At 40.5% G+C, this 26379-nt stretch carries 19 protein-coding genes and 2 pseudogenes; 5 read left to right on the forward strand and 16 right to left on the reverse strand.

Annotated features, from left to right (window positions below; genetic code table 11):
- Positions 1 to 746: 746 nt before the first annotated feature.
- The 4 genes and pseudogenes from AB4140_RS19105 to AB4140_RS19120 form a co-directional block, all read right to left on the reverse strand.
- Entirely contained in the window at positions 747 to 1730 is a 984-nt protein-coding gene (locus tag AB4140_RS19105; protein WP_102476117.1) for a lipopolysaccharide assembly protein LapB, read from the reverse strand.
- Between the two features lie 57 nt (positions 1731 to 1787).
- Positions 1788 to 2759, reverse strand: a complete 972-nt coding sequence (locus AB4140_RS19110) for a type II secretion system F family protein (protein ID WP_372002225.1) — start codon at positions 2757 to 2759, stop codon at positions 1788 to 1790.
- Position 2760: 1 nt separating this feature from the next.
- Positions 2761 to 3738, reverse strand: a pseudogene (locus AB4140_RS19115) (type II secretion system F family protein).
- A gap of 9 nt (positions 3739 to 3747) precedes the next feature.
- Positions 3748 to 4419 (reverse strand): annotated as a pseudogene (locus AB4140_RS19120) (CpaF family protein); the annotation flags it as partial.
- Positions 4420 to 4612: 193 nt separating this feature from the next.
- Here AB4140_RS19120 and AB4140_RS19125 point away from each other — a divergent pair.
- Positions 4613 to 6658 (forward strand): sulfatase-like hydrolase/transferase, encoded by a 2046-nt coding sequence (locus AB4140_RS19125; RefSeq protein WP_372002227.1) that lies wholly within the window; start codon positions 4613 to 4615, stop codon positions 6656 to 6658.
- Between the two features lie 177 nt (positions 6659 to 6835).
- On the opposite strand, the gene gmhB is transcribed toward AB4140_RS19125, so the two are convergent.
- Complete coding sequence (gene gmhB / locus AB4140_RS19130) at positions 6836 to 7390, reverse strand: D-glycero-beta-D-manno-heptose 1,7-bisphosphate 7-phosphatase (RefSeq protein WP_102476098.1); 555 nt, start codon at positions 7388 to 7390, stop codon at positions 6836 to 6838.
- Between the two features lie 156 nt (positions 7391 to 7546).
- On the opposite strand from gmhB, the gene AB4140_RS19135 reads away from it, so the two are divergent.
- Both AB4140_RS19135 and AB4140_RS19140 read left to right on the forward strand, forming a co-directional pair.
- On the forward strand, positions 7547 to 8218 hold the full coding sequence (locus AB4140_RS19135; RefSeq protein WP_102435764.1) for a GntR family transcriptional regulator: 672 nt from the start codon (positions 7547 to 7549) through the stop codon (positions 8216 to 8218).
- 86 nt (positions 8219 to 8304) lie between these two features.
- A complete protein-coding gene (locus AB4140_RS19140) occupies positions 8305 to 9378 on the forward strand; it encodes a ketoacyl-ACP synthase III (RefSeq protein WP_372002229.1) in 1074 nt (357 codons plus the stop codon).
- Between the two features lie 96 nt (positions 9379 to 9474).
- On the opposite strand, the gene AB4140_RS19145 is transcribed toward AB4140_RS19140, so the two are convergent.
- From AB4140_RS19145 to AB4140_RS19160, 4 genes are all read right to left on the reverse strand, one after another.
- Entirely contained in the window at positions 9475 to 10152 is a 678-nt protein-coding gene (locus tag AB4140_RS19145; protein WP_372002231.1) for an exonuclease domain-containing protein, read from the reverse strand.
- 55 nt (positions 10153 to 10207) lie between these two features.
- Positions 10208 to 12058, reverse strand: a complete 1851-nt coding sequence (locus tag AB4140_RS19150) for a DUF294 nucleotidyltransferase-like domain-containing protein (RefSeq protein ID WP_372002233.1) — start codon at positions 12056 to 12058, stop codon at positions 10208 to 10210.
- Positions 12059 to 12307: 249 nt separating this feature from the next.
- Positions 12308 to 14026: a sodium:solute symporter family protein gene (locus AB4140_RS19155; RefSeq protein WP_372002235.1), complete on the reverse strand. Its 1719-nt coding sequence runs from the start codon at positions 14024 to 14026 to the stop codon at positions 12308 to 12310.
- Positions 14027 to 14036: 10 nt separating this feature from the next.
- Positions 14037 to 14303, reverse strand: a complete 267-nt coding sequence (locus tag AB4140_RS19160) for a DUF4212 domain-containing protein (protein WP_076542242.1) — start codon at positions 14301 to 14303, stop codon at positions 14037 to 14039.
- Between the two features lie 445 nt (positions 14304 to 14748).
- Between AB4140_RS19160 and AB4140_RS19165 the strand changes: the two genes are divergently transcribed.
- Complete coding sequence (locus tag AB4140_RS19165) at positions 14749 to 16869, forward strand: diguanylate cyclase (protein ID WP_083698195.1); 2121 nt, start codon at positions 14749 to 14751, stop codon at positions 16867 to 16869.
- Between the two features lie 65 nt (positions 16870 to 16934).
- On the opposite strand, the gene AB4140_RS19170 is transcribed toward AB4140_RS19165, so the two are convergent.
- Entirely contained in the window at positions 16935 to 18380 is a 1446-nt protein-coding gene (locus tag AB4140_RS19170; protein WP_303411186.1) for a carboxylesterase, read from the reverse strand.
- Between the two features lie 118 nt (positions 18381 to 18498).
- On the opposite strand from AB4140_RS19170, the gene AB4140_RS19175 reads away from it, so the two are divergent.
- A complete protein-coding gene (locus AB4140_RS19175) occupies positions 18499 to 19098 on the forward strand; it encodes a DUF6942 family protein (RefSeq protein WP_372002237.1) in 600 nt (199 codons plus the stop codon).
- Between the two features lie 17 nt (positions 19099 to 19115).
- On the opposite strand, the gene nadE is transcribed toward AB4140_RS19175, so the two are convergent.
- The 6 genes from nadE to recR form a co-directional block, all read right to left on the reverse strand.
- Complete coding sequence (gene nadE / locus AB4140_RS19180) at positions 19116 to 19946, reverse strand: ammonia-dependent NAD(+) synthetase (RefSeq protein WP_102435776.1); 831 nt, start codon at positions 19944 to 19946, stop codon at positions 19116 to 19118.
- 191 nt (positions 19947 to 20137) lie between these two features.
- Positions 20138 to 21442 (reverse strand): inosine/guanosine kinase, encoded by a 1305-nt coding sequence (locus AB4140_RS19185; RefSeq protein WP_102435778.1) that lies wholly within the window; start codon positions 21440 to 21442, stop codon positions 20138 to 20140.
- Between the two features lie 249 nt (positions 21443 to 21691).
- On the reverse strand, positions 21692 to 22336 hold the full coding sequence (gene adk, locus AB4140_RS19190; RefSeq protein WP_076542252.1) for an adenylate kinase: 645 nt from the start codon (positions 22334 to 22336) through the stop codon (positions 21692 to 21694).
- Between the two features lie 120 nt (positions 22337 to 22456).
- Positions 22457 to 23329 (reverse strand): tetratricopeptide repeat protein, encoded by an 873-nt coding sequence (locus AB4140_RS19195; RefSeq protein WP_102435780.1) that lies wholly within the window; start codon positions 23327 to 23329, stop codon positions 22457 to 22459.
- 74 nt (positions 23330 to 23403) lie between these two features.
- On the reverse strand, positions 23404 to 25317 hold the full coding sequence (gene htpG, locus AB4140_RS19200) for a molecular chaperone HtpG (RefSeq protein ID WP_102435782.1): 1914 nt from the start codon (positions 25315 to 25317) through the stop codon (positions 23404 to 23406).
- 373 nt (positions 25318 to 25690) lie between these two features.
- Entirely contained in the window at positions 25691 to 26290 is a 600-nt protein-coding gene (gene recR, locus AB4140_RS19205; RefSeq protein WP_076542258.1) for a recombination mediator RecR, read from the reverse strand.
- Between the last annotated feature and the right edge of the window lie 89 nt (positions 26291 to 26379).

Raw genomic sequence — 26379 nt, forward strand, 5'->3', positions numbered from 1 at the left:
TGATAAATTGTTAAAGAGCGGACTCGGTAACTAGCGTTTAGACGCCTTATTCCGTGTCAGTGGTGCGCATTATAGGGAAACTAAAATTTCATGCAAGGGCTTTTACAAATTAATTGACAAACATTGATTCAAGTGCTTTTTAATTGAGCGTATTGCGCTAAAATAAAACAATCTGGCTATTTTATCGCTGTTTATTTGGTTTTAATCACTAGTTACAGGCTCTGCTCTATATATGCTGCTACGTCTGCAATACGTCAACTAGCGCTGTAACTTCATTAATACCAGTTTAATGCTTACGGCTAGAACTCGACGATGAGCATGTAATCTCAATGACATTTCAACTTGATGAAGGGTTAATCCATTTCTTTAGCGCTTACGGCTAGAACTCGACGATGAATGTGTAAACCCAATATCAATTCAACTTGATGCAGGGTTAATCCATTATTTTAGCGCTTACAGCTAAAACTTGAAGATGAGTATGTAATCTCAATGACATTTCAACTTGATGCAGGGTTAAACCATTACTTTAGCGCTTACGGCTAGAGCTCGACGATGAATGTGTAATCCCAATATCAATTCAACTTGATGCAGGGTTAATCCATTATTTTAGCGCTTACGGCTAAAACTTGAAGATGAGTATGTCATCTCAATGACATTTCAACTTGATGCAGGTTAATAGTTACTAGCTCCACCTCATTATCAGTAAAGTTTCAATTCAGTCACTTTATATCTATCTAGCCACAGCTTTAATTAATCTTAGATGCTAAAGCAATTTTCAAATTTTTATGAGCTCGTTCAAAATAGGTCGGTGAAGTATCTATTGCTTGCTTAAATAAACTTATCGCTTGTTCGTACTTGCCTTCTAACATCAAAAAGTAGCCAAGATCATTTAATGCATCCGCTGTTGTCATGGTTTGTTCAAAACTTGCCAGTGCCCTTCTATAATTTCCTTGGCGGATATAAACCAAACCTAAATTCGACCATGCTCGGGTAAAACTCGGATCAGCTCTTAGTGCTTGCTTGAGATATGACTCTGCATTATCAAAGTCTCCCACAAGATAAAATGAATAACCTAAATTGGTAGCGATAATTGCTGATTGAGGTTGGAATGCTAGTATGAGTCTAAAATATGTTCTTGCTGCTTCATTGTTGTTTTCCAGATCTTCCAAAATAGCCAGTGCGTTATATACTCTTAAAGGTGATAGCTCATCTAAAGAAGTATAATCTGCTCCAGCAGCCTTACTCTTAATTGCCGATAATCGCTGTTGATCAAGAAAGATGGTTTTCTCAAGATGCTTTCTTGCCAATACATATTGCCGTCTATCTATTTCAAGAATTCCTAACTCTGCATTTGCTAACCTATGATCAGGGTTTATTGTCAGCGCTTCGTTATAGGCTTTTAATGCTATGTCTTTATTGCCTTTAGCAACGTGTATTCGAGCAATTTGATAAAATGTGTCAGCGTTTTGCTGATTGAAGTCTAATGCTTGTATATAGGCGTATAATGCTTTATCTAAATCGCCGGAGCGTTCTGCATCTTGAGCTTGATTAAGAGCCTCAATTTCTGATTGAGGTGATCCCCCGACTGCAATCTGAGATTTCCCTTGATACAAATCTTGACGCTGCGGTGTTTTTGTCAGTTCAAGATCCTCATCAACTGATGCACAACCACAAAGACTAAAACTAAGTATTGCCAGCGTGAAAAGCATTTTTAGGTCACGTTTCATCATTGACATATACCTCGCCTCTTGCTGAATCCAGTAAAATTAATATATAGAATATTCATATTAAAAGGCTTGCCCCCATACTTTCATTACTTTAAGTACAGCAGGACCTACTGCGACAATAAAAAAGGACGGCCAGATACAAAACATCATTGGGAAAATCATTTTTACCGCCATCTTTGCAGCTTGTTCTTCTGCCTGTTGTAGTCTTTTGTCTCGATATTCTTCTGAAAAAACCCTTAATGTCGCTGCAATCCCTGTTCCTAAACGCATACTTTGGGATATTGCAGAGTTAAGCCCTTTAATGTCTTCTAAGCCCGTTCGCTCGGTAAATTCACTTAAAGCCACCCTAATAGTGAGACCTGCTCTAACTTTATTACACACTAACTCTAATTCGCTGGATAAATTAGGGTGGCTTAATGAAAGTTCGCGAGCTACACGTTGCAATGCTGCTAATAGCCCTAAACCCGCTTCACAACACACCACCAGCAAATCAAGTGCATCAGGAAAGCCGACACGTAAAGACCGCATTCTTTTATTCGCTAAGTAGGTTAAAACTAAAGAAGGCGCCAAAAAAAATCCCCCCATAATCAAACACACTAGATAAATACTGATCAATGTCGATAAATCCGGAAATATTTTTAAAACCACGATAGAAAGTACTGCACCTATTAGCAACAGTAGTAAACGTATCGCGCTAAAGATGGCCAATGCGCTATCGGAATGTAGCCCCGCATGAATTAACAACCGCCTTGTTTCATTATTTGATAAATTCAAAAATGGCACTTTGCCTAATTGGCCAATTCCATGCTCCAGGGTTTTATTTACCTCGTTATTTTCAACAGCCGAGCTTTGAGTATTAACGCCAGTAATTTGTTGTAAGCTTTTACGCACAGGCGAGTATACCCCGCTTACTAACAACGAAATTGATAGAGCAAATGTAATACCGACTATCGCAGCAACAATGTATATCGCCCACTCAACATGTTGGGGATTGTCGAATGTCTGATTAATGAGTCCAAGTAAATAGTCCATATCACATATCAATCCTAATCAATTTACTGATCCAAAGGCCACCTAACGTCATCCCAATTGCGCCCCACATTAACAATGTCTTGCCATCTTCGGTGCCAGTCAGCTCTCCCACATAGTCAGGTGTTTGTAAATAGATAACAGCGAACAATACAAATGGTAATAAGATTAAAATCCACGCAGATAAACGTCCCTCAGCCGACAACGTTCTTACTCGACGCCTGAACATAAAACGTTTACGAATAACCTGTGCCAAGTTATCAATGTTTTCAGCTAGATTACCGCCGGTTTCTTTCTGCACCATCACCGCACTTGAAAATGCCATCGCGGACACACTTGGTACCCGCTCAATAAATCCAAGAATAGCCCTTTTGGTATCTTTACTGTAATTGATGTTGGCAAACATCAAGCTAAACTCTTTGGCTAATGGACCTTCCATTTCCTCTGTAACCAGTTTTATGGCATCAGAAAACGAGTAACCCGCTTGTAAAGCGCGCCTTAATACATCAAGCGCATCAGGAAAACTTGCCTCTATCGCATCCATTCTTTTGGCAATATCACGATTTAATTTAAAATAAAACAACAAGAACACGATAAACATTGCAAAAAATACCATCAGTGGTACACGAAAATACCACCAACTTACTATCCCCACTAATGTGGCAACAAATAAAGCTAAAAATAAAAATTGATGCCCTAAAAGTCGATAATCAGCCAACTCGAGACGGTAACTTAAGTCTTCAATAAAACCGATGCTTTATAAAGCTCGACCAATCTTACCAACTTTGCTTTATCGGTTTTTTCTCAGTAAAGAAGTCTCAAGTACACCATCACCAAACTCTTGGGATAGTTGCTGTAATCGCTTACGTACTTGGGCTGTATTTGCCCGCTGCGGACTATAGACAGGTAAAAATAACGCCTGAGAAAGGAAAATTACGGCAATAAAAATTAAAACTAGGAAAATAATTTCATTGGAAGGCATAAAAGACTCCTAAAAATTAGCGAATGGGTCACCGCAATTAAATAGCTTAAATGGCAGATCAATACCATGCTGCTTTAATTTAGAATGGAAGTTGGGCACTACACCTGTGGCATTAAAATGACCAATAATTTGACCTTGTTCATCAACGCCTTCACGTGAAAAGCGAAATATCTCTGACATGGTTATGATGTCGCCTTCCATACCATTGATTTCTTGGATACTTATCACCCTTCTGCGGCCATCTTCTTGCCTTTCAAGCTGTACAACCAAGTCAATTGCCGATGCTATTTGTGTCCTGATATTACTCACAGGCATATCAAATCCGGCCATACAAACCATATACTCCAACCTGCCGAGGGCATCTCGTGGGCTGTTGGCATGCAATGTTGTTAGTGAACCTTCGTGACCGGTATTCATTGCGGTCAGCATATCCAATGCTTCTCCACCACGCACCTCACCAATGACAATTCTGTCAGGGCGCATTCGAAGGCAATTTTTTACCAAGTCACGTTGGGTGATTTCGCCACGACCTTCGATATTTTGTGGTCGAGTTTCTAAACGGGCAGTATGCTCTTGCTGGAGTTGAAGTTCTGCTGAATCTTCAATGGTGACAATGCGTTCATTAGCTGGAATATAGCCCGAAAGCATATTCAGTAGCGTGGTTTTACCACTACCAGTACCACAAGCTCAATCAAAAATGCAGCATCAAACTAAACATGATGTTCAAGGGCTACACCAAAACAAAAATGAAGCGCTAGATTAAAATGACTCGGAATTAAACATAAGAGATAAGCCATGCCTAAAACCGTAACAAGCAATGCTAAGCTTAGCTTAGCTTAGCTTAGCTTAGCTTAGCGTCCCATCAATATCTTTGATGCGCACGTATTTTAGAACACTGGCGGTATTAATTTTTCTTATTGTGATTGCATTTAACTATAAACAGTTAATACAAGACCACTCTCCCTTCTCTATTGCCAATGCGATGACACAAATCAAAACTCAGCACTTGTTAAGTAATGGCTTACTGTACGATCTTAGTTTCTTCGCAGCTATGGTCATATTGCTACATGCCTGTTGGGCTGCAATTATTACCCTCTCATGCCGGCCTTGGTTTCAGTATTGCCACAATGACAATATTAAGACACAGATCTGGATTGTGATCCTACTACTCCATTGTATTCTTGTCGTTGCGGCAAACTCATATTTATACCCCACCTCTTTGTTGGGGATATTTCGTGGCACAATATTAGTAGAACCTTGGCTACTTTGGGGGCTGTTTTTTTTACTCCTAAGTAATTTTATGTATGCCCTCTTCAGCAGCTTATCTACCCATAAAACCCTTGTTTTAATTAGCCTATTAATTGTTAGCATTGGCTTTGTTAATTTCTTTAATAACGACACGCTTTCAAGCAGTAGCAAAGCGGTTAATAAGCTTCCTAATATTTTTGTTATCGGTATTGACGGGCTGCGCCCTGACCACCTTGCACACAGAGGAGCTGATAATTCAATAGCACCAAAGCTCAATCAGCTATTAGCAAAATCATTAATTTACGATAAAGCTTATACACCACAAGCACGAACATATGTGGCATGGATGGGTATATTATCGGGACAATACCCTGTCAATAATGGAGCAAGGTTTAACTTAGCCCCACCTGAATTAGTGAATAAAGATTTGCCGCTACTAAACTCACTTTCAAGTAAAGGGTATCAAACAACCTATGCAATGGATGAGCGCCGCTTTAATCAAATAGATGAGCATTATGGCTTTGATCGTGTTATTGGTCCCAAAGTTGGGGCCGCTGATGCCATAATCGCCAACGTAGCAGATATCCCCCTAATTAACCTTGCCATCAACACCCCAATTTCTGGCTATATGTTTCCCTATTTATATATTAATCGCGCCTATGGTAAAGCCTATGATCCTATGCGGTTTAATCAAGAAGTGCTCAATGCGTTATCTGTCGATACGCCCAATTTCTTAGCGGTGCATTTTTGTCAGCTACATTGGCCGTTCACTTCAAAAGACTTTATTGAATTGGATAAATCACGCTGGGACGGTAACTACAATCATTATATGCATCGAGAATTGATTAAAACAGTAGATATACAGATAGCCAATTTTATGAGCGGCTTACGCCAACGTGGCATGTTAGAGAATGCCATAGTGTATCTACTATCAGACCACGGTGAAGGTTTTTTATTAGCTCAAGATAGATTGACTGCGGCAACGGAAATACAAAATAACAATAACAACCCTAGAGATAAAATTGAAAAACTCAATGTAGCCGCATGGGGCCATGGGACCAATATCTTGTCTCAGGAGCAATCACAAGTATTGCTTGCAAGTTTGCGATATCGCCATAGCGAACCGATTAACCACACAGGTAAGGTGCCAGGGTTATTCTCTCTTATTGATATAGCACCAACTATCGTGGCTAGTTTAAAATCAGATTCGACAAATAATGATTGGCAATTTGACGGTATAGCGCTTCCACAGATGCAGACAGATTTAGATGATACGCGATTTGTTTTTGTTGAGTCTTCACTGCCTGTTCGCGCTATCAATACCAGCTTCATCGATGATAATAAAGTCATGTCAGAAACCGCTTCACAATATGAAGTAAGAGACAATGGCCGAGCGGTAATGAAACCCGAGTTTTATAAAAAAAATATCGCTTTGAAGCAGCGCTCTGTATATGAAAATCAGTGGCAACTCGCCATGTTGCTTAAGGTTGAACGGCTCATTTTAGTCAATACTGACACTATGCAGTGGCACAACCTAGCCAACTATCAAGGCAATGCCCCGTGGCAAAAAATGTTAACCGCACTCTGCGAACATTACCAAGCTGATTTGGTTAACATGCCAAAAACGCCATGTCAGAATTCATTGGATTTATACTCTCAGTTAGAGAATTAATGATGAGTTTGCAAGGCAGTGGGATTAAAGTAATTTAGTTAAAGCGTATACAGACTTAACGCGCTTTATTAATTACCTAAACCGTTAGGTCTATGGCAAGGTTCCAATGAGAAAACAACAAGGCTAGCATGGGCAATCTAGCCTGTTAGTTGCATTTTATAAGTATTTATTTGCTTATTATAAAATTTGCTCTAAATAAGCTGGCACGTCTGCAATACTATTTACTACCGCAGTGGCTTCACTTACCCCAGCTTCATCAACAACTTTACCGGTTTTAACTAAAATCGATGTTAGGATGCCTGCCGCTTTAGCAGCGCGCATATCATCGGCTTTATCACCCACCATGATAGATTGACTCATATCAATTTTTAAAAATTCTGCAGCACTATTAAGCATACCGGGTTTAGGTTTGCGGCAATCACAATCTTGTTTGTAATCCCCAAGGCCTTTTTCTGGATGATGGGGGCAATAATAGATACCGTCCAACTCCACACCTTTATCAGCAAAGTTCCAATCCATCCATTCAGTTAAATGGTGAAAATCATCTTCACTATACATACCGCGAGCAATACCAGATTGGTTTGTCACCACCACGACCATGTAGCCCATTTTTTTAAATGCTAAGCATGCTTCAAACACACCTTCAATGTATTCAAAGTCATCAACCAAGTGCACATAGCCTTTATCGATATTGATAACGCCGTCACGGTCTAAAAAAATGGCTTTATTCACGGTACTACTCCTAAAATTTCAATTACAGTGATTATCCCACTACTTAGTTAAATATGCACATGTATTATAAAAGGAAGATTTTTTACATCGATACTTTATAATAACGCCAGTAAAGGTTACCCTTCCGTAGATATTTTGTGACAATTATAAGAAGTAATGAGTCAAATAACGCCAATAATTCATAAAACTCGCACCCAAGCTGTAGTAGAAGTTTTGAGAGAACAATTACTTTCTGGCTATATCAAAGCGGGTGAACCGCTTAGACAGTCAGCAATTGCTGCGCAACTTAATGTCAGTCGTATTCCTGTTCGTGAGGCTTTAGTACAGTTAGAGGCTGAAGGGTTAGTCAAGTTTGAAGCCCATAAAGGTGCCACTGCGACAATGCTTTCTGTTGAGCAGGTCACAGAATTATTTGAGCTACGCGCTATGATAGAGAGTGATTTGCTTGCAAAAGCAATTCCTAATCTACAAGATGATGATTTTGAGCGGGCTGACAAGGTGCTAGCCAAACTCGAGTCGGCTTTTAAGCAAGAGGACTCAGTTGCAACTTGGAGCGAACTCAATATTCAGTTCCATACGTGCTTATATGAAGCCGCTAATCGACCTCATACTCTCGAAGTTGTCCATGGTTTAAATAATAACTGTGATCGCTATATCCGTTTACAGCTACTTTTAACCGGTGGAATACCAACGGCGGAACGAGAGCATCGCGAACTCTTCGAATTGTGCAAACGCAAAGATATCGGCAAAGCGACCAAATTATTACAACAACATATTTTACATGCAGCAGAAGCCATTAAGGCACTTGTGGTCCAGCATTTAAAGTAGGTTTAGTGGGGAGTAACAGTCCCTCTATTAAATGAAGACATTTTATTACCAGATTATTTTTTAATTTTTATTTGAGAGATCACCACATGCAGTATGCTCATATTACCGGCTGGGGAAAATGTGTCCCACCAGCAACTCTGACCAATGACGATTTAGCCACATTTATGGAAACGTCAGACGAGTGGATTAAAACTCGTACCGGGATCAGTGAAAGACGTATTAGCCACGTAAATACATCAGAACTTGCTACGGTTGCAGCGCAAAATGCGTTATCAGCTGCAGGTATTGATGGCAGTGAGATTGACTTAATCATCGTAGCAACAGCAAGCCCTGATACTTTAATCCCAAACATTGCTTCAACGGTGCAAGCCAATATTGGTGCATCTTGCGGTGCGTTTGATATCAACGCGGCCTGTAGTGGCTTCTTGTACGGTCTTGGTCTAGGTAGTTCAATGATCAAAAGTGGCCAAAATAAAAAAGTGTTGGTTATTGGTGCAGAGCGTTTGTCTTTTTACCTTGATTGGTCTCGCCGTGAAACGGCCGTATTATTTGGTGATGGCGCCGGCGCGGTGGTATTAGAAGTAAGCGACCAACCAGGCGGTGTTTTAGGTTACGAGTTAAACAATGACCCTGCAGCGCGTGATATTTTAGCCTCTGGTTTTGGTACCAAAATGGATCGCTTTGATTCATCTTCTTTAGACTTCTTCATTCATCTAAATGGCCAAGAAGTGTTTAAACGCGCGATTCATGGCATGGGCGGTCTAAGCACTAAAGTGCTTGAAAAGTGCAATATCAATAAAGAAGACGTTGATTTTGTTATTCCTCATCAAGCCAATGAGCGTATTATTGATACCTTAATTAGTCGGATGAAAATTCCAAAAGAAAAAGCCTTTGTTAATATTGCAAAATATGGCAATACCTCGGCTGCGACTATCCCTATTGCAATTTGTGATGCACTGGAACAAGGTAAGTTGAAAGCGGGTCAAACTGTTTTATCATGTGCCTTTGGCGCGGGTTTAACCTCAGCGGCTGCATTAGTTAAATGGGGTGAGCGTACTACACCGATTAACCCACCTACAGCCGAGCTTCCACCTTGTGAAGTAACAGCCTTAGAACTCATTAAGCCAGCTGTTGATTTCTTCATGAACAAATCAAAGTAAACTCAGCTTGCTAAACCATTAAACCAGCCTTGTGCTGGTTTTTTTATATCTATTTACTGGATTTAAACTGATTTGATTAAGTTCAGGCTGCTGCCTTTATATACTAATAAATTGCGCCGCCTTCATGGTTTTACTGTCGCCAATAGAGGCTATTTGTGCCACAAACAATTCAGCGCATGCTAGTGCATCTGTAAGGGCATCATGGCCATAATAAGTCGGCAGACCGTATCGTTTTCGACAAGCATCGAGCCGCAAACTACCTTCTTGTAGTACATCATGTTGGCGTAAAAGTCGTTGTTTCTCTAACGCTAAGGTATCAATAAAAGGCAATTTAATGCTTCTTTTATAGACTTTTTCTAAATGGCTTTGGATAAAGCTGATGTCCATGGGTGCATGATGGGCTAACAAAATTGAGCCTTGAGTTTGTGCAAGCAACCAAGCCATAGCTTGTGTTAGTGATAACGCTTCTGTTAAATGATTATCGATAATCCCATGCACTGCTGCGCTCTGCCCTACACTCCCATCGATTGTCACCATCACTTGCAGGGCTTTTGATAACGGAATGGCGCCATGCTCAATCGGCACAATACCAATACTGATTATTTGGTCATTATTAGGATCTAACCCGGTCATTTCAAGGTCTAATGCCATGATGGGTAGATCCGCAATCATAGCGCTAAGATAAGGTTTAATACTCGACTGATAAGCCGCAAGCTCGTCTTTTTGACCGAAAAGTTCCAACTGTAAGCGCGTTTTTAGCCATAACTCATTCACTAAGTTGTTTACTCCACACTATTAACATCAAAGGCTACCCCAAATAGAAATACCATTAATAACTTCGCATAAACTTCATTCTTAAGCCAGATTGCGCATCATGAACCACTTTAAAAGCATCCCTGAGTTGGTGTCGCAATAACGATGACATTTGCTGCGGTTTTAAGTAATTGGTGACTTCTTGTTGTTGTGTATGCTGCTGACCTTGATTTGATAACCGCATATGCGCAATAAACTCTAGTGCATCAGCTAGATTAAGGGCATCTTTACGGTTAATGATATTGGCTTCCATCAATGCTCGGATCCGCTTAGGCGTATTCACTTCAGTAATACCTGCACTTAAAGCATACACTCTGGCGATATCGTTAATTAACGCTACGCCTTTATGTTTCAAATCCATACCTTTTACTTCACTGCCATCACGCTCTAAAACAAACTTTCTAAAAAAGCCTAGTGGCGGCGTCTCAACCAGTGAGTTACCCGCCATTCCCGCAAGAAAAATATCGTTGTCTTTGGTGTTGTTTAAGACGTGCTGTTGTAACTGATAAAATAAATTTTGTGGCCCATAAACGGAGCGCATATCAAAAAATATACTGGCATGCATTAAGGCTTTAGGTTCGGGTGATAGTACCCATTTTTCAAAATGCTGTTGCCATTGGGACAGTGACAAGCGCCATTTGGGGTTTTGCGCCATAATATCCCCAGGGCAATATATATAGCCGCATTGGTCCAGCCCTTTACAAACCGCATGGGTTAACGCATCAAAATAGCCTTTTGCATGTTCATCAGGCTCATGGGCCAGCAAAATACCGTTATCTTGATCTGAACAGGCCGCTTGATCTTGCCTGCCTTGTGAGCCAAATGCTAACCAGCAAAAGGCCATTGGCGCTTCACCTAAAATTTGCTGATTTAAAATAATTAATCGCCGGGTTAATGCATCGGTAACCGAGGTTAATACTCTACCCACTTCTTCTGCTCGGGCATCTGCACTGATTAAGTTTTGTAGTAATACCGGTATTTGTTTACTGACATTAATCAGGCTATCGATATTGGTTTGCCGCTCTATTTCGCCGATTAATAGCAAGGGCTGTGAACTCTGGCCGCGTAAAATATCAGTGCTGGTTAATATCCCCACCACATTTTCTTGTTCCATAATGGGTAAGTGATGAATGCCATGTTCACTCATCAACAGCATTGCTTCAAACACTAAAGCGTTGGCTTCAAGTTTAGTGGGATTTGCAGTCATAGCTTGATGAACCGGCAAGCTGCCATCAAAGCCTTCAGCAAGAACACGATTACGTAAATCTCTATCGGTAAGAATGCCAATCAATTGCTGATTATCCATCACCAGCACTGACGACACTCTGGCTAAACGCATTTTTTTCGCAGCTTCGCTGACACTGGCGTTACAATTTATAATTAGAGGATCTACTGACATTAAACTATTGATGCGATTGGTCGTAGTTAACTCTTTTGCTTTAAATCTAGCTTGGTGACGCATTCGTCTAGCAAATGCGCGATTAAAAAACCGATCGAAAGTGCGGCTTTCACTACGCATAAAGTCAAAGGTTTGAGGGTCTAAGTGATACACCAAACTATCTTCTAAAATCTGCACTTGGTTACTGACTTTTTCACCCGATAACAAAGACGGAAAACCAAAGTAGTCTCCTTCGCCCAACCTATCTAATAACTCACCTTGATTGTCTCTTACTTCAAATGCGCCAGAGCGAACAATATAAAGTTGCGGATGACTGGCATCTAACGGCACAACTGCCGATGCTTTACTGTAGTAACCAATGGTGATTTTATGGCAGCAGCGCGTTAGATTTGCCTCTGAGAGACCATCAAATGGCACTAACTCTTTTATAAATTGAACAATGGGTTGCAGTTCACTGGCATCTTTCATCGTGGGCCTCTTACTTGCTGCCAAATAGTCTTCAATTTTGTTAATTTAATATACGTAAATTCTAATCGTGCTGGTATTCGACCAATGGCCATAAGTGGCATTATTCGAATCGTTGATATTTAGCAATTGATAAGTGATAAGTGTACATAATGATGTTTTATATAATTCACCAATAAAAAAAGCGCCGAAGCGCTTTTTTAAATGAGTGAGTTAAACACTCACATTCTATAGTTCATACTGAATAGAAGTTTAATGGTCGTGCGCTTCACCAGAGCCTTTCGGGAAACGAATTGACTCGACCATAGCCACCACATCATCAGGTACCGCTGCTGTAACTTTGCTAACAGCAAATGCGACACCAAAGTTAATCAACATCCCAAGCATACCGATACCTTCAGGAGAAATACCTAAGAACCAGTTTTCACTGCTATTGGCACTTGGGTTAATAAACTTGAAGTACACGATGTAACTTGCGGTAAATAGTAAACCTAATACCATGCCAGAAATTGCACCTTCTTTGTTAACCTTTCTAGAGAAGATACCCATGATGATGGCTGGGAACAGTGACGATGCAGCCAAACCAAATGCAATCGCAACGACCGCTGCCACAAACCCTGGAGGATTAATACCAAAATAACCCGCCATGACAATACCCAGTGCTGCTGCTATTCGTGCAAATAAAAGCTCTTTCTTATCAGAGATATCAGGCATAAAATTCTTTTTCAATAAATCATGAGATACCGAGGTAGAAATAACTAATAGCAAACCAGCTGAGGTTGACAATGCAGCAGCAAGACCACCGGCAGCAACCAATGCAATGACCCATGCTGGCAGAGATGCAATTTCAGGCGTCGCTAGTACCATAATATCTCGGTCAATTTTCATTTCATTGGTGTCGCCTTTAGCATAATAGATATTGCCATCAGCATTTTTATCATCCCAAGTGATTAAACCAGTTTTTTCCCAGTTCTTAATCCATTCTGGCGCTGTTTCATAAGAAACACCGGTTTTTTCTGGGCCATTAATCGTTTCAATCATATTTACACGAGAGAAAGCTGCCAATGCTGGAATAGTGGTATACATAATAGCAATAAATACTAATGCCCAACCTGCTGATACACGCGCATCTTTTACTCTAGGCACTGTAAAGAAACGCACGATTACATGGGGTAAACCAGCGGTACCAAACATCAATGCGCCAGTAATAAAGAACACATCAATCATGCTCTTCGAGCCTTCTGTATATTGGGAGAAGCCAAGCTCTGCCGACAAGCCATCAAGCTTATCTAATAGGTAAACGCCTGTGCCATTACCTGCAGCGTCAACCAGCTCCGCACCAAAACCAATTTGCGGTAAAATATGCCCGGTCATCATCACTGAGATGAAAATGGCTGGTACCATAAAGGCAAAAATAAGCACACAATACTGCGCAACCTGAGTGTAAGTAATCCCTTTCATACCGCCTAAAACAGCATAAAAGAACACCACTGCCATACCGATATAAACCCCAGTTTCAACTTCGACTTCTAAGAAACGGGAGAATACCACCCCAACACCACGCATTTGACCGGCGATGTAGGTGAAACAGATGAAAATCGCACACACGACTGCAACAGTTCGCGCAGCTTGTGAGTAATAGCGATCACCAATAAAGTCTGGCACAGTAAATTTACCGAACTTACGTAAGTATGGAGCCATGCAAAGCGCTAGCAGAACATAACCACCGGTCCAGCCCATTAAATAGACAGAACCATCATAACCAGTAAATGAAACAATACCGGCAAGTGATATAAATGATGCCGCAGACATCCAATCCGCCGCTGTTGCCATACCGTTCATAACTGGCGGCACGCCGCCACCAGCGACATAAAACTCTTTAGTTGAGCCAGCACGAGACCATATTGCGATACCGATGTACAGGGCAAACGTCAAGCCCACGATAATATAAGTTAAAGTTTGAACATCCATGATTTATTCCTCAGTCTTCGTGTACGTTATATTTTTTATCTAAAGCATTCGCTTTCGCTACATACACAAAAATCAGTGCAACAAACACATACATGGCACCTTGTTGTGCAAACCAGAATCCCAATTTAAAGCCCATGAAGTGGACTTCATTAAGAACATCGACCAGTAAAATACCGCAGCCAAATGATACTGCAGCCCAAATTGCCAGCAACCCCAATACTAAGCGTAAATTCTCACGCCAGTACCCACTTGCTGTATCTTGATTTTCGAAACTCATAGTGACTCCCCAGTGCTAATTATTTTTTAAGTCGATAGTTAATCTAACAACTCAAAATGTGACCACAATCACGACCTTAGTCTAAGATTTGGTTTGGCCAGTTATAGAAAAAACAAAATAGTTACTTATTAACAACAACTTAACCTATGAAATGCTGAAGTTATGTCTACATCACCAATTAAGCTAATGTAGACCAAGGTCGAACTGAATTTAGTGATTGACTAAGATAAGCAGCAGGAAAGTATTGCCTCAAATGGGTATTGAGCTCACAAGCAGAATTCAGATTTTTCACATTACGGGGGCCACTATATCGTTTCCACTTGAGTTAAATGCTTGACGAGTATAAAATTTTTACATAACAGTTCGATCACATGGTATTCGATTGCAGTTTCCTATAATAAATAAAAAAGACCTCCTAATTGCACTCTGTTTTGGCCTATTAGGAATGGTAATTAATTGCTACCCCATTCCAATATTCGCCAATGTCCAATTAGTGCTAGGTAATACTTTTACCGTTATTTCAGCTGTGCTTTTAGGCCCTTGGTATGGTTTAGTCACCGCCATACTCAGCGCAAGTGGATTAATGCTCACTTGGGGTAGCCCCCATGTATATTTACTATTTTGTACCGAAGCAATATTCATTGGCATTGCTCGCAGAAAAGGCCTGTTTCCCTTATATAGCAGTGGTATTTATTGGTTAGCTCTTGGTATGCCATTAACCTATATATACATGGTGACACTTGCTGATTTTCCAGATAGCCACATGTTATTCGCCATTATCAAGCAAAGCATCAACGGTTTAATTTACGCTGGCTTGGCGTCACTGTTCATCTTGTTTATTCCTAATACGTGGCAGTTAAATGACACAAAAACCAACCAAAAACGTCGTAGTTTTAACGCTCAAGTCACCTACTTTATGACGTTAATGATCACCCTTTGCTTGTTATTATCAGCACTGACTTTTAATTATTTGTTTCTTGAAAAACAACAAGAGTTACTGAAGCGAAATTTAACTGACACCACCGAACATATTAGTACGGCAACCGAGCAATACCTTAATGAACATAAAATGGTCATTGATTATGCGGCAGATTTAATCAGCTTAACGACGTCATCCTACAGTGAATTACAACAAGTTTTAATCAAACTGCATCAGCATTATCCTAGTTTTATTACTATGCTGCTGGCAGACACTGATGCTCAAGTGATTGCCGCAAGCCCCAGCAGTATTATGCTCAATAAAACAGGGCAACCACTGGATTTATCAATTTCAGATAGAGACTACTTTATTGAGTCTTTTTATAATCAGCGCTTGTTTGTTTCGCCTGTGTTTAAAGGCCGCGGTTTTGGTGACGATTCAATTATCGCCATTAGTGCGCCTTTTTATCACAATAATGATCAATCAAAGGTCAGTGGAATTATTGAAGGCTCGCTGGATTTAGCGTTCTTTTCTAAGATAGATAATCAAAATGGAACAGGGGATAAAGAGTTTATTATCATCGTTGATAACAATAACAACATCATTTATTCCACCCCTTCTCTAAACTTAAGCACTCACGTAGAATTTACCTATTCAAATGAAAAAGGAAATTACCGCACCAGTTTAAATGTGATCAATATTCACAACTTAACCGCCACATCACCTGAATACGTGTACATCAGTAATCGACTAAACAATGGTTGGAAGTTGTATGTATTACAGCCACTGTCTCCGTTAGTTAAAACCGCCGAAACACAAATGCTAGGCACCTACTTGATGCTATTCATCTCCATCATTTTGACCTTTTTAATCTCCTCCAGAGTGTGTCGTTTACTCACTAACTCATTAGAAATTGTGGCTAATCAATTCGGACAAATCAGTGGTACTGAATTAAAAGAACAAATTGATAATGAAAGTACATCAGAAGAAGTATATAACCTGTACAAGAGCCTCACCGCCAGTAAACGTGACTTACTTAAGCACCAACTGGAGCTAGAAGAAACTGTCGCGATTCGCACCGATGAGCTTGAAAAAGCCAATCAAAAGTTATTGGCATTAGTGGATAAAGATCCACTAACGGGGCTTTATAATCGCCGTTATGCAGAAGATAGATTTGATAGCTTGCTGGATTTTTGTCTGCGAGGTGAGCATGCCATTACCATTGCTATCCTTGACTTAGATTACTTTAAACAGGTCAATGATAGCTACGGTCATTTGGCTGGGGACGAATGCTTAAGAGTCGTATCTAAACTATTAAAACAGCAATTTAAACGCGATACCGATATCGTTTCTCGCTATGGTGGTGAAGAGTTTATTTTGATATTGCCTTTATCCAATGCCCTTAAAATTGAGCAGCATCTCAATCATTTTAGAGAACAGTTAGCCAAAGTAATAATTAACTCGCCAACGGATGAACAGCACTTTTCAGTCACCACCAGTATTGGCGCGATAACGGCTAACGCCAACTTTTCTAAAGACATTGATCACTGGATAAAAGTTGCAGATGACAACCTATACAAAGCAAAAGAGCAAGGGCGAAATAAAGTCATTATTGATGTGATTAATGATCCAAGTGACCCAGAGTAGCCCACTAACGTTTTATATCAAAACCATAATCGCTAAGCTAGTGACGAGTTTAGCTACCGCGATAATCACGGCTCAATAAACTGCTCCAATCTATCTAACATATACGGATAAAATGGATTCCATTTCTGTCTTAACATCTCTGCTGCGGGGATCCCAAACAATCCCCGCTCACCTTTAAAGATTGCCTGCCCTATCTGAATATGCTGACTTTGAGGCTGATAATGTGGTCCGTATAAGGGGTCATTTTCAGGAAAAGGCAAGGCAACATGCGATAATGAATACACCCCAGCTGGCCATTTCAGTGCTAAGTCTACTGTTGCTCCCTCTTCGCTCTCAACCAAGTTTTGCTCTTGCACGCCATACTCAGATTGCTGGCTATTTTCAATTAAACTTAAACGGTAGTTCATGGGCATGTTGAGCCAAAGTGGCCCCATTTCGTTTAACAAGTTTTTAGTGATCAATTGATGATTATTACGGTTACGATTGATATCAAATATCACTAAGCTATGCTTATCTGAGGGTAAATATTGATACAAATGCTCGACCACCGCGTTAGTAGAAACGGTATCATCTGCAATTGACTGGAAGGTTAAAATAGGAGGAATATTGGCTAATTGCTGCTGATCAAATTGTTTTATTAAATATTGATTTCTTTCAGCCAGTTGATAAACAACGTCACCGGCATTCACTGCAAATGAGATATATTTGAAAGGGTCGTATTCAACCTCAATGGTATTCCAAAACAGTTTTTCTTGATTAATTAAACGCCCTAACCTCGCTTGCCACTTTGCGCCTGCTGCAATGGGCGCTAACCCTATAGCTGGCGAAAGAAACATCATTGCTTGATAATCTGTAGGGTTATTAACAGCAATTGCTTCTAGTTGAAGGTTTAATGCCAGTGCTGCACCGGTAGAAAAGCCCACGACATATAACGGTTTACCGGCCAATTTTTGCTTCATGTGCTGAGTCGCTAATGCTACTGCGCTGGCTAAATCTGGCCAAGTGATATCTGCTAAGCCAGCAGGAATAGTGCCGTGCCCTGGTAAACGTAGCCCTAAAACATCGGCTGAAGCGCTAAAATGTCGCGCTAGGTTTGAAATCGCATAAGGGGAGTCTGACATACCATGGAGAAATAAAATGCCATAATTGGCATCGGGGTTAGACCACTCAAAAGAGCGATTCCAGTTTACATCCCAATGATTTGGATCTGATAAGCTATTGGCTTCGTAACGATTAATAGGTGAAGCCAGCTTAGGAGTATATTGTTGGTATATTTTTCGGTCTAACTCATTAAATAGCTTGTCTTCAAGAGCAAGATACTGGGAAAAGTCTGTTAAGCCAGACTGTTGATGATACTCACTTTTCAAGCGTGTTGTATGCCAAATCTCTAATTCAGAGCGAGCCGTTAAAAACCACACCACGGCGGCGATAAAAAGCAGTAAACTGGCAATAAAACCATAAATAGCAAAAAATAACAGATGTTTAGTCGAACCGATTACTATTGCTTTCATTCGCCAGTCCTATGGAATTAATTTTTGTCCGTATAGTTTTAATGATAGTCTAAAAAGAGTCTGAATTTACAAATAATAATATGCCATCAGGCCGAAAATATTGAGTAGCAAACCCATAATGAAATCAACTCAGCCAAGCATTCATACAAAGCCTGCTGTTATCACAAATAACGCGACTAAGCCAAACGCCGAGCTTAGCTCAAAAGCTATTTTATTAGGCTCTGAAAAAGCTGAAATCACATTCTATTTGCCAACGCCACCTAAAGTCTCCAAAGCATGGCATTGGCAAAATACAAATGCTATCGAGCAAATCATTAACGATAATGGCAATCATTGGCGAAAAATATTTACTATCATGGCCAAGATTGCTGTTACTGGTAAAGCGCCAGATACATGGCGAGATTGCCGCAACCAATTATTTAATCCGCAAGCTACTGATGATTTAAAGCGGGTAGATTTTAGTCAATGTAACATTATCATTAATGCTACTAAGCTTAGTGTGAATAGCCATATTCATATCATTTGTGGCCAAGCTGCATTCGCTAATATAAGCGATCAATCGTTTATATCTGCGTTAACCGCCATAGATGAAAGCCAAAAAATAATGGCGCATGAGCAGATACTCATCACGCCATATTTAGATTACCGCCAGTTTCCCAATGTGTTAATTGAGCAGCTAAGGCGCTATTTAAGCTCACTTAAACAATCCTTGCTCTAAGCTAGTGGGAAGTTAAATTAGTCATAAATCGTCGGGATAGGTTGACGCTTATGTTGGGTGCGCTGGTAAATCGCAATAAGTTTATCTTCAACAAAGCTATCAACCTCTTTGCCTTCTAAGAAATCATCGATTTGATCATAGCTTAGCCCTAATGCCACCTCATCTTCTAATTGCGGTTTATCGTCTTCTAAATCTGCCGTTGGCGCTTTGGTCACTAATATATCTGGCGCTCCAAGGTAACTGGCTAATTGGCGAACTTGACGCTTATTAAGACCAAACAAGGGTGCTAAGTCACAGGCGCCGTCACCAAATTTAGTATAAAAACCGGTAATATTTTCTGCACTATGATCGGTGCCAATGACTAAGCCGCCAGTTAGGCCTGCAATATGATATTGAGCAATCATTCGCATACGGGCTTTGACGTTACCTTTAATGAAATCAACATTATCATTATTAGCGACTTGAATACCGGCATCCTCAAGTCCTGAAACCGTTGCGTTATGCACACCAATAACCCCATCAGCAATATTCACTGTTACCTGCTTTGAGGGTTGAATAAATTGACATGCAAGCTGAGCTTCATCTTCATCTTTTTGTACTTGATATGGTAAACGCACCGCAATGAATTGGTAAGCCTGCTGTGGATTGTCAGCATTTAAGCTGTCTACCGCTAACTGGCATAATCTGCCGGTTACAGATGAGTCAACGCCACCACTAATCCCTAATACCAAACAATGGCTGTGAGCCTCGACCAATTTGGTTTTAAGAAATGCTACGCGGCGCTCGACTTCATAAGCAGGTTCAATCGCCTTAAGTACTTTCATTTCTCTTAAGATTTGTCCCTTCACAATGCTCTCCAATGTATTTTTAAAACCAGAATTACTTAAAATGAGGTATGTTTCTGCATATTCAACATCCTACTGAATTTTTCAGCGTCTACCAAGTACTTGTTTATCTTGATGCAAACAAAAAGGGCAATCACCACTTGGTGATTGCCCTTGATTTAGTCACTGATTATATAAACGGAAAACCTGTCTGGTTATCTTTCCCAGTATGACTCTTCTAAACTATCTTCACGCTCAGGTAAACCACGAGATAATCTTGGGCTATGCTGGGCTAATACTTCATAAGCGACGCGGTTAGCATATTTACACACTTGCGAGAAAGATGAATAACACAGGCCATCACGCTGATGCTTACTTGAACCCGGTACATTGGTTTTATGGAAAGTATTAGCTGCTAAGTCATGCAGTAATGCTGATAACGCTCCATCTCCGGCACCGTTTGTATTGCGGATATAATCTGGTCCACCCATATAAGGCGAGATATGAGCATACACTTTAATCGGTGTAGTACAGTCTGATTTACGTTTAGGACGCGAGAATTCGTAACGGTTAAATTCAGGAATTGCGCCCGGTAATAATAAATGGGCTGTGGCTCTTTTTTCAGAGTCTTCAGTATAGCCTGCTGTATATAAACCTAACGGTCCTGCAGTACACAACACCATATCACACCACTCTAAGGCCGCTTCGCTGGCTAATAGCGGATCGCTGAACCCCGTTAAGGCCTCGCCTTCGTCTTCATTCATCGCCAAAATTGTTACATTATCGCAAATGAAATCTTGCCACCATTTAGGGTCTTCTTGAATTAAGAAGCGGGTACCTAAGGTCAATACCACTGGCACATCGGCTTCTTTAGCATATTCAATCGCTTTCATTGCCGCTTCAGTGATTAAATCACCTTCGCTGGCACGCATTAAATACGCAGTTAAAACTAGCGCTGAACTACCTTGAACCACGTCTTTATTAATATATTCTGGGGTTAGCTTATCCATTGCACCTTTGCTAATCGCAAAGGTACGTTCACCTTCAGCAGAGATCAAAGTAAAACAACGACCGATAGGGCCATCTACTGGCTGCAGGTAGTTTAAGTCCACTTTAGAGGAAGTATTACAAAGGTAGCGATAGGCATAACTACCGACCATGATATTCTGGCTCATAACGCCAAATAATACCGAACGGTCATCAGCTAAAATTGAGTAGTTATGAACGGTATTACCAATGGTGCCACCAGCAAATTCATCGCTGATCATCTCATTGTTTTTTAGTTCATTATAAAGTTCGTGAGCTTGCTGATCATCAATAAGAGTTGAGTTGCCTTTTGGAAGCCCGTAACGGCCCAGTAGCTCATCTTCGACTTTTGCTTCAATATCCACAAGAGTTTGGTCAATACCGCAAATATAGGTAGATACAGACTGCTCTTGCTGGGTTAACTGAGCCAATAATGGGTCTCGGTTGTTTACTGGGAAATAGTGCTTAGATTTGCGTTGACCAGGGAACTTCATCTTAAACTCTCTTGAGTAGGCATCCATGCAATAAGGATTATGGGTTATTCACAGCTTTTGAAAACAGTAACGCTTTAATAGAAACGTTCTTATTACCAAACGCTAATTTTAACACAAATACAATCAACACCAAGATAGATGTCAATCATTCTCAGTTTTTGTGACGATGATTTTATTTATGACATAAAAAAACCTGCAATGCAGGTTTTTTTTATAATTCAACAGTATAAAAATACTACTTTGTAGGTATTAACCTAACAACTGCTTTACTTGCGCGCTAACAGCGGCAACAGTTTGAGTACCATCATACTTAGTGTATTGAGTGTTACCAGCAGCTGCGACTTTACCATAGTATTCTACTAGCGGCTTAGTTTGCTCATGATAAATACCAAGACGCTTACGTACAGTTGATTCTTCATCATCTGGACGGATAGATAAGTCTTCACCAGTGACGTCATCTTTACCTTCAACTTTAGGTTGGTTGAAGATAATGTGATAAACACGGCCAGAGCCTGAGTGAACACGACGACCACTCATACGCTTAACGATTTCTTCGTCAGGCACATCAATTTCTATCACGTGATCGATTTCAATTCCATTAGCAACCATAGCGTCTGCTTGAGGAATAGTACGAGGGAAACCATCAAGTAAGAAACCCTTTGCACAATCATCTTGGGCAATACGTTCTTTAACTAAACCAATAATTAGGTCATCTGATACTAACTGGCCCGCATCCATCACTGATTTAGCTTCTAATCCTAACGGAGTGCCAGCTTTAATTGCTGCACGCAGCATATCACCAGTTGAGATTTGTGGGATACCGTACTGCTCCATAATGAACTGAGCTTGTGTACCTTTACCGGCACCAGGGGCACCCAATAGTATAATGCGCATCTCAAAAGTCCTCTATATTGCTTTCATATTTTTAGGCGGCGATTTTCGCACATTTAGACGGTCTTTAGAAGGTAAAACCTCAAGATTTAGACCAATATCTAATACGAAAATTTTCCGTGTTTAATACAGTAAACTGTATAAACGGCGGCGATACTGACTGGCTATGGCGTTGCCTTGCCCTAGTGCTGTCAATATTTCCATAAACACTTGTTTAACTTTTCCATCCGCAGCGGATAAATCTTTCTCTAAAATGGCAAATAAACACTCAAGTGCCTCTTCGCCACGATTAGCTTGATTCAATGCTTTGGCCAAATCGATAGTCAGTTCAATATTACCAGGCTGCTGTTGTAATGATTGTTGTAACTGACGAATTTCAGGGGTATCTGCAGCGTCTTCTGCTAGGGCTAACTTGGCTTTTAAGTTCTGATAGTAACTGTCTTGATCTGCAAGCCCTATCGTATCTAATAAGGTCTTAGCTTCAGCCAGTATGCCCAATTGTAAATAAACATCGATAAGCACTAAGGCCACTTCTGCTTGTTGCTGAGATTCAGCAAAGGCACTTTTCAGTAATGCTAAGGCTTGTTCAAGTTTTTCGTCGCTTGGCTTTTCAATGCCTGCTTCAACCAAAATCGCTTTTGCAGCATTAAAATCTGTTACCCATAACGCAGGAAGATGCTTATCAAGTAATTCATTCACTTGCGCTGCACTTTGCACCCCAGCGAAACCATCAACCGGCTGACCTTTACTCAGCACTAGGTGGGTAGGTAAGCTCTGAATTTGGAAGTAATTAGCAATTTCTAACTCAGCTTCACAATTCACTTTCGCAAGGATAAAGCGCCCAGCTTGCTCATTGGCAATCTGTTCCATCACTTGTAGCATTTGTACACTTTGCGGTTGCTGTTGTGCCCAAAAAGACATCACCACAAAGTTATCCATCGAAGCATCAACAATTTGCTGAATATTTTCTTTAGTTAAATTAATAATATGTTCCATATTGATTCCTTTTAACTATTTCGTGATAGCTAACAAAAAGCGGGCCTAAGCCCGCTTTATTGCAATACTAATGACTATTTTAAGCTCGCCACTAGCATTTGGTTGGTTAACTTAATGAATGCCGATGGATCCGCTAAGCTGCCCTTTTCTGAAAGCTGAGCTTGTTGTAATAACAAATCTGCCCAGTTAGCAAATGCTAGCTCATCTTGCTCGTCATTTAGACGCTCAACCAGCGGATGCTGTGGGTTAATTTCAAATGTCGGCTTAGACTCAGGTACAGGCTGACCTGCTGATTGCATAAGCTTAATCATTTGCGATGACATTTCACCTTCACCGGCAACCACACATGCAGGGGTATCCGTTAAGCGAGAAGTCACTTTAACATCTGATACTTTACCTTCTAGCGCTGTTTTAATACGTGATACTAATGATTCAGCTTCGCCAGCTAACTTTTCTTGAGCTTCTTTTTCAGCAGCATCTTCAAGTTCACCTAGCTCTAAATCACCACGCGTTACTGAGTGCAGTTTCTTGTCTTTAAATTCAGTTAAGTGGTTAATTAGCCATTCATCGATGCGCTCTGACATTAATAGAACTTCAATGTCTTTCTTGCGCAGTAGCTCTAAATGCGGGCTGTTAGCTGCCGCTTCATAGCTATCAGCCACGATATAGTAAATCTTATCTTGGCCTTCTTTCATGCGACTGATGTAATCATCTAATGACACATCTGTCACTGGTGAATTGTTATGGGTTGAAGCAAAACGCAGTAAACCAGAAATACGCTCACGGTTAGCGAAATCTTCAGCTGGGCCTTCTTTTAATACTTGACCAAATTCAGCCCAGAAAGCTTGATACTTTTCAGCATCGTTTTTAGCCATTTTTTCTAGCATGCCAAGAACGCGCTTAGTCACACCAGTGCGCAATGCTTTAGTTACGCTGTTATCTTGTAAGATTTCACGCGATACGTTGAGTGGCAAATCATTTGAATCGATTAAGCCTTTAACAAAACGTAAATAAGTTGGCATAAACTGTTCAGCATCATCCAGTACAAATACACGTTGAACGAATAGTTTTAGACCATGCTTAACGTCGCGGTTAAACATATCCCAAGGGGCTTTAGTTGGGATATATAATAAGCTGGTATATTCTTGCTTACCTTCAACACGGTTGTGAGACCACGTTGCTGCATCAGCATAGTCGTGAGAAATATGCTTGTAGAACTCTTGATATTCTTCATCTGATATATCTGATTTGCTACGAGTCCAAAGCGCAGTGGCTTTGTTCATTGGCTTCCACTCGCCTTCAGTAGCAGGGATTTTCTCGCCATCTTCGCCATCTGTTTCTGGTAGGCCAGCTTCAAACATTTCTACTGGTACTGAGATATGATCAGAGTACTTAGTAATGATTGAGCGCAAACGAGTATCATCAGCGAATTCTTTTTCTTCATCACGTAAATGAAGGGTAATTTCAGTACCGCGGCTATTTTTAGTGATGGTATCAACGGTAAAGTCACCTTCACCTGCTGACTCCCACAGAACCGCTTGATCAACTGCTGCACCTGCTGCACGGGTACGTACAGTGACTTTATCAGCAACGATAAAGGCAGAATAAAAACCTACACCAAATTGACCGATAAGCTGCGAATCTTTTGACTCTTCACCTGATAAGTTTTTAAAGAAGTCTGCAGTACCTGATTTTGCAATCGTACCTAAATGTTCAATCACACCATCACGTGTCATACCGATACCGTTATCTTCAATAGTAACAGTGCCTTTTTCTTGATCGGTACTAATACGAACACGCAGTTCAGTATCGCTTTCATATAATGCGTTATCAGTTAATGCTAAGTAACGTAGCTTATCTGCCGCATCCGCAGCATTTGAGACTAGTTCACGTAAGAAAATTTCTTTATTTGAATATAAAGAATGGATCATCAGATGTAGAAGCTGTTTTACTTCGGTTTGAAAGCCATGCGTTTCTTGTTGAGACATGAAAATTTCCCTTGTTTACGTTAATACATCAACCATGTTGTATCCAACACGGTATAAAAATCTTTGTTACCTAGGAAATGGGGCGCGATAAATAGAATTCAAGGGGAAATTATTTTATTGCTGAAAAAAAACCATGAACTGGCGAAATAACTGGCGATTAGCAATCGATTTGAGCTAATAACGGCTAATATTGGAAACAAAAAGCCCAGCTTACTCACTCATAAGCTGGGCTTTAAAATAAGACACAAATTCACAACTATAGTTCGCAACTATCATTTATAACTACAGTTCGTAACTATCATTTATAACTACAGTTCGTAACTATCATTTATAACTGCAGTTCGTAACTATCATTTATAACTACAGTTCGCAACTACAGCGGAATACGACCATTGAATGACAACGCTAACGTGGTGCTATCAACATACTCAAGCTCACCACCAACAGGGACTCCGTGGGCGATTCGGCTGATCACTACATTATGTCTACGGGCCATATCAGCAATAAAATGCGCCGTGGCATCACCTTCTACTGTGGGGTTGGTTGCTAAAATCAACTCTGTGACATCATCTGATGCAAGGTGTTGCTCTAATAACGCTAAGCCAAGCTCTTCAGGGCCCACACCATCAAGGGGTGATAAATGCCCAAGTAACACAAAATAGCGGCCGCTAAAATGGCCACCCGCTTCAATGGCTAACACATCAGCTGGGGTTTCAACCACACAAATTACTTCTGAATTACCCCGTTTAGGGCTACTACAGATCGGACATAGCTGCTCTTCTGTAAAGGTACGGCAGGCTTGGCAATGCCCCACTTCACTCATTGAACGTTCTAACGCACTGGCTAATTTATGGCCCTGTTTGCGGTTACGCTCTAATAATTGAAACGCCATGCGTTGGGCTGATTTTGGTCCGACACCCGGTAAGCAGCGCAAAGATTCGATAAGCTCATCAACCAGTGGACTAAATTTCATAAATACTTCATTGCCTTATTTTATTAATTAAGCGTGCTGATTTAAGTTAATAAACCATTCAATCAGCATCAATGTGCGTATGGTACTGT

Source organism: Shewanella sp. 10N.286.51.B2, from assembly GCF_041469265.1.
Taxonomy (GTDB): domain Bacteria; phylum Pseudomonadota; class Gammaproteobacteria; order Enterobacterales; family Shewanellaceae; genus Shewanella.

Coding starts and splice junctions, on each gene's coding strand:
- AB4140_RS19185 (WP_102435778.1), bottom strand. CDS start 21,442: ATGAAGTTCCCTGGTCAACGCAAATCTAAGCACTATTTCCCAGTAAAC.
- AB4140_RS19125 (WP_372002227.1), top strand. CDS start 4,613: ATGCGCACGTATTTTAGAACACTGGCGGTATTAATTTTTCTTATTGTG.
- AB4140_RS19175 (WP_372002237.1), top strand. CDS start 18,499: ATGAAATCAACTCAGCCAAGCATTCATACAAAGCCTGCTGTTATCACA.
- AB4140_RS19155 (WP_372002235.1), bottom strand. CDS start 14,026: ATGGATGTTCAAACTTTAACTTATATTATCGTGGGCTTGACGTTTGCC.
- AB4140_RS19170 (WP_303411186.1), bottom strand. CDS start 18,380: ATGAAAGCAATAGTAATCGGTTCGACTAAACATCTGTTATTTTTTGCT.
- AB4140_RS19165 (WP_083698195.1), top strand. CDS start 14,749: ATGGTAATTAATTGCTACCCCATTCCAATATTCGCCAATGTCCAATTA.
- AB4140_RS19160 (WP_076542242.1), bottom strand. CDS start 14,303: ATGAGTTTCGAAAATCAAGATACAGCAAGTGGGTACTGGCGTGAGAAT.
- AB4140_RS19135 (WP_102435764.1), top strand. CDS start 7,547: ATGAGTCAAATAACGCCAATAATTCATAAAACTCGCACCCAAGCTGTA.
- recR (WP_076542258.1), bottom strand. CDS start 26,290: ATGAAATTTAGTCCACTGGTTGATGAGCTTATCGAATCTTTGCGCTGC.
- AB4140_RS19150 (WP_372002233.1), bottom strand. CDS start 12,058: ATGAAAGATGCCAGTGAACTGCAACCCATTGTTCAATTTATAAAAGAG.
- adk (WP_076542252.1), bottom strand. CDS start 22,336: ATGCGCATTATACTATTGGGTGCCCCTGGTGCCGGTAAAGGTACACAA.
- htpG (WP_102435782.1), bottom strand. CDS start 25,317: ATGTCTCAACAAGAAACGCATGGCTTTCAAACCGAAGTAAAACAGCTT.
- AB4140_RS19105 (WP_102476117.1), bottom strand. CDS start 1,730: ATGATGAAACGTGACCTAAAAATGCTTTTCACGCTGGCAATACTTAGT.
- AB4140_RS19110 (WP_372002225.1), bottom strand. CDS start 2,759: ATGGACTATTTACTTGGACTCATTAATCAGACATTCGACAATCCCCAA.
- AB4140_RS19140 (WP_372002229.1), top strand. CDS start 8,305: ATGCAGTATGCTCATATTACCGGCTGGGGAAAATGTGTCCCACCAGCA.
- AB4140_RS19195 (WP_102435780.1), bottom strand. CDS start 23,329: ATGGAACATATTATTAATTTAACTAAAGAAAATATTCAGCAAATTGTT.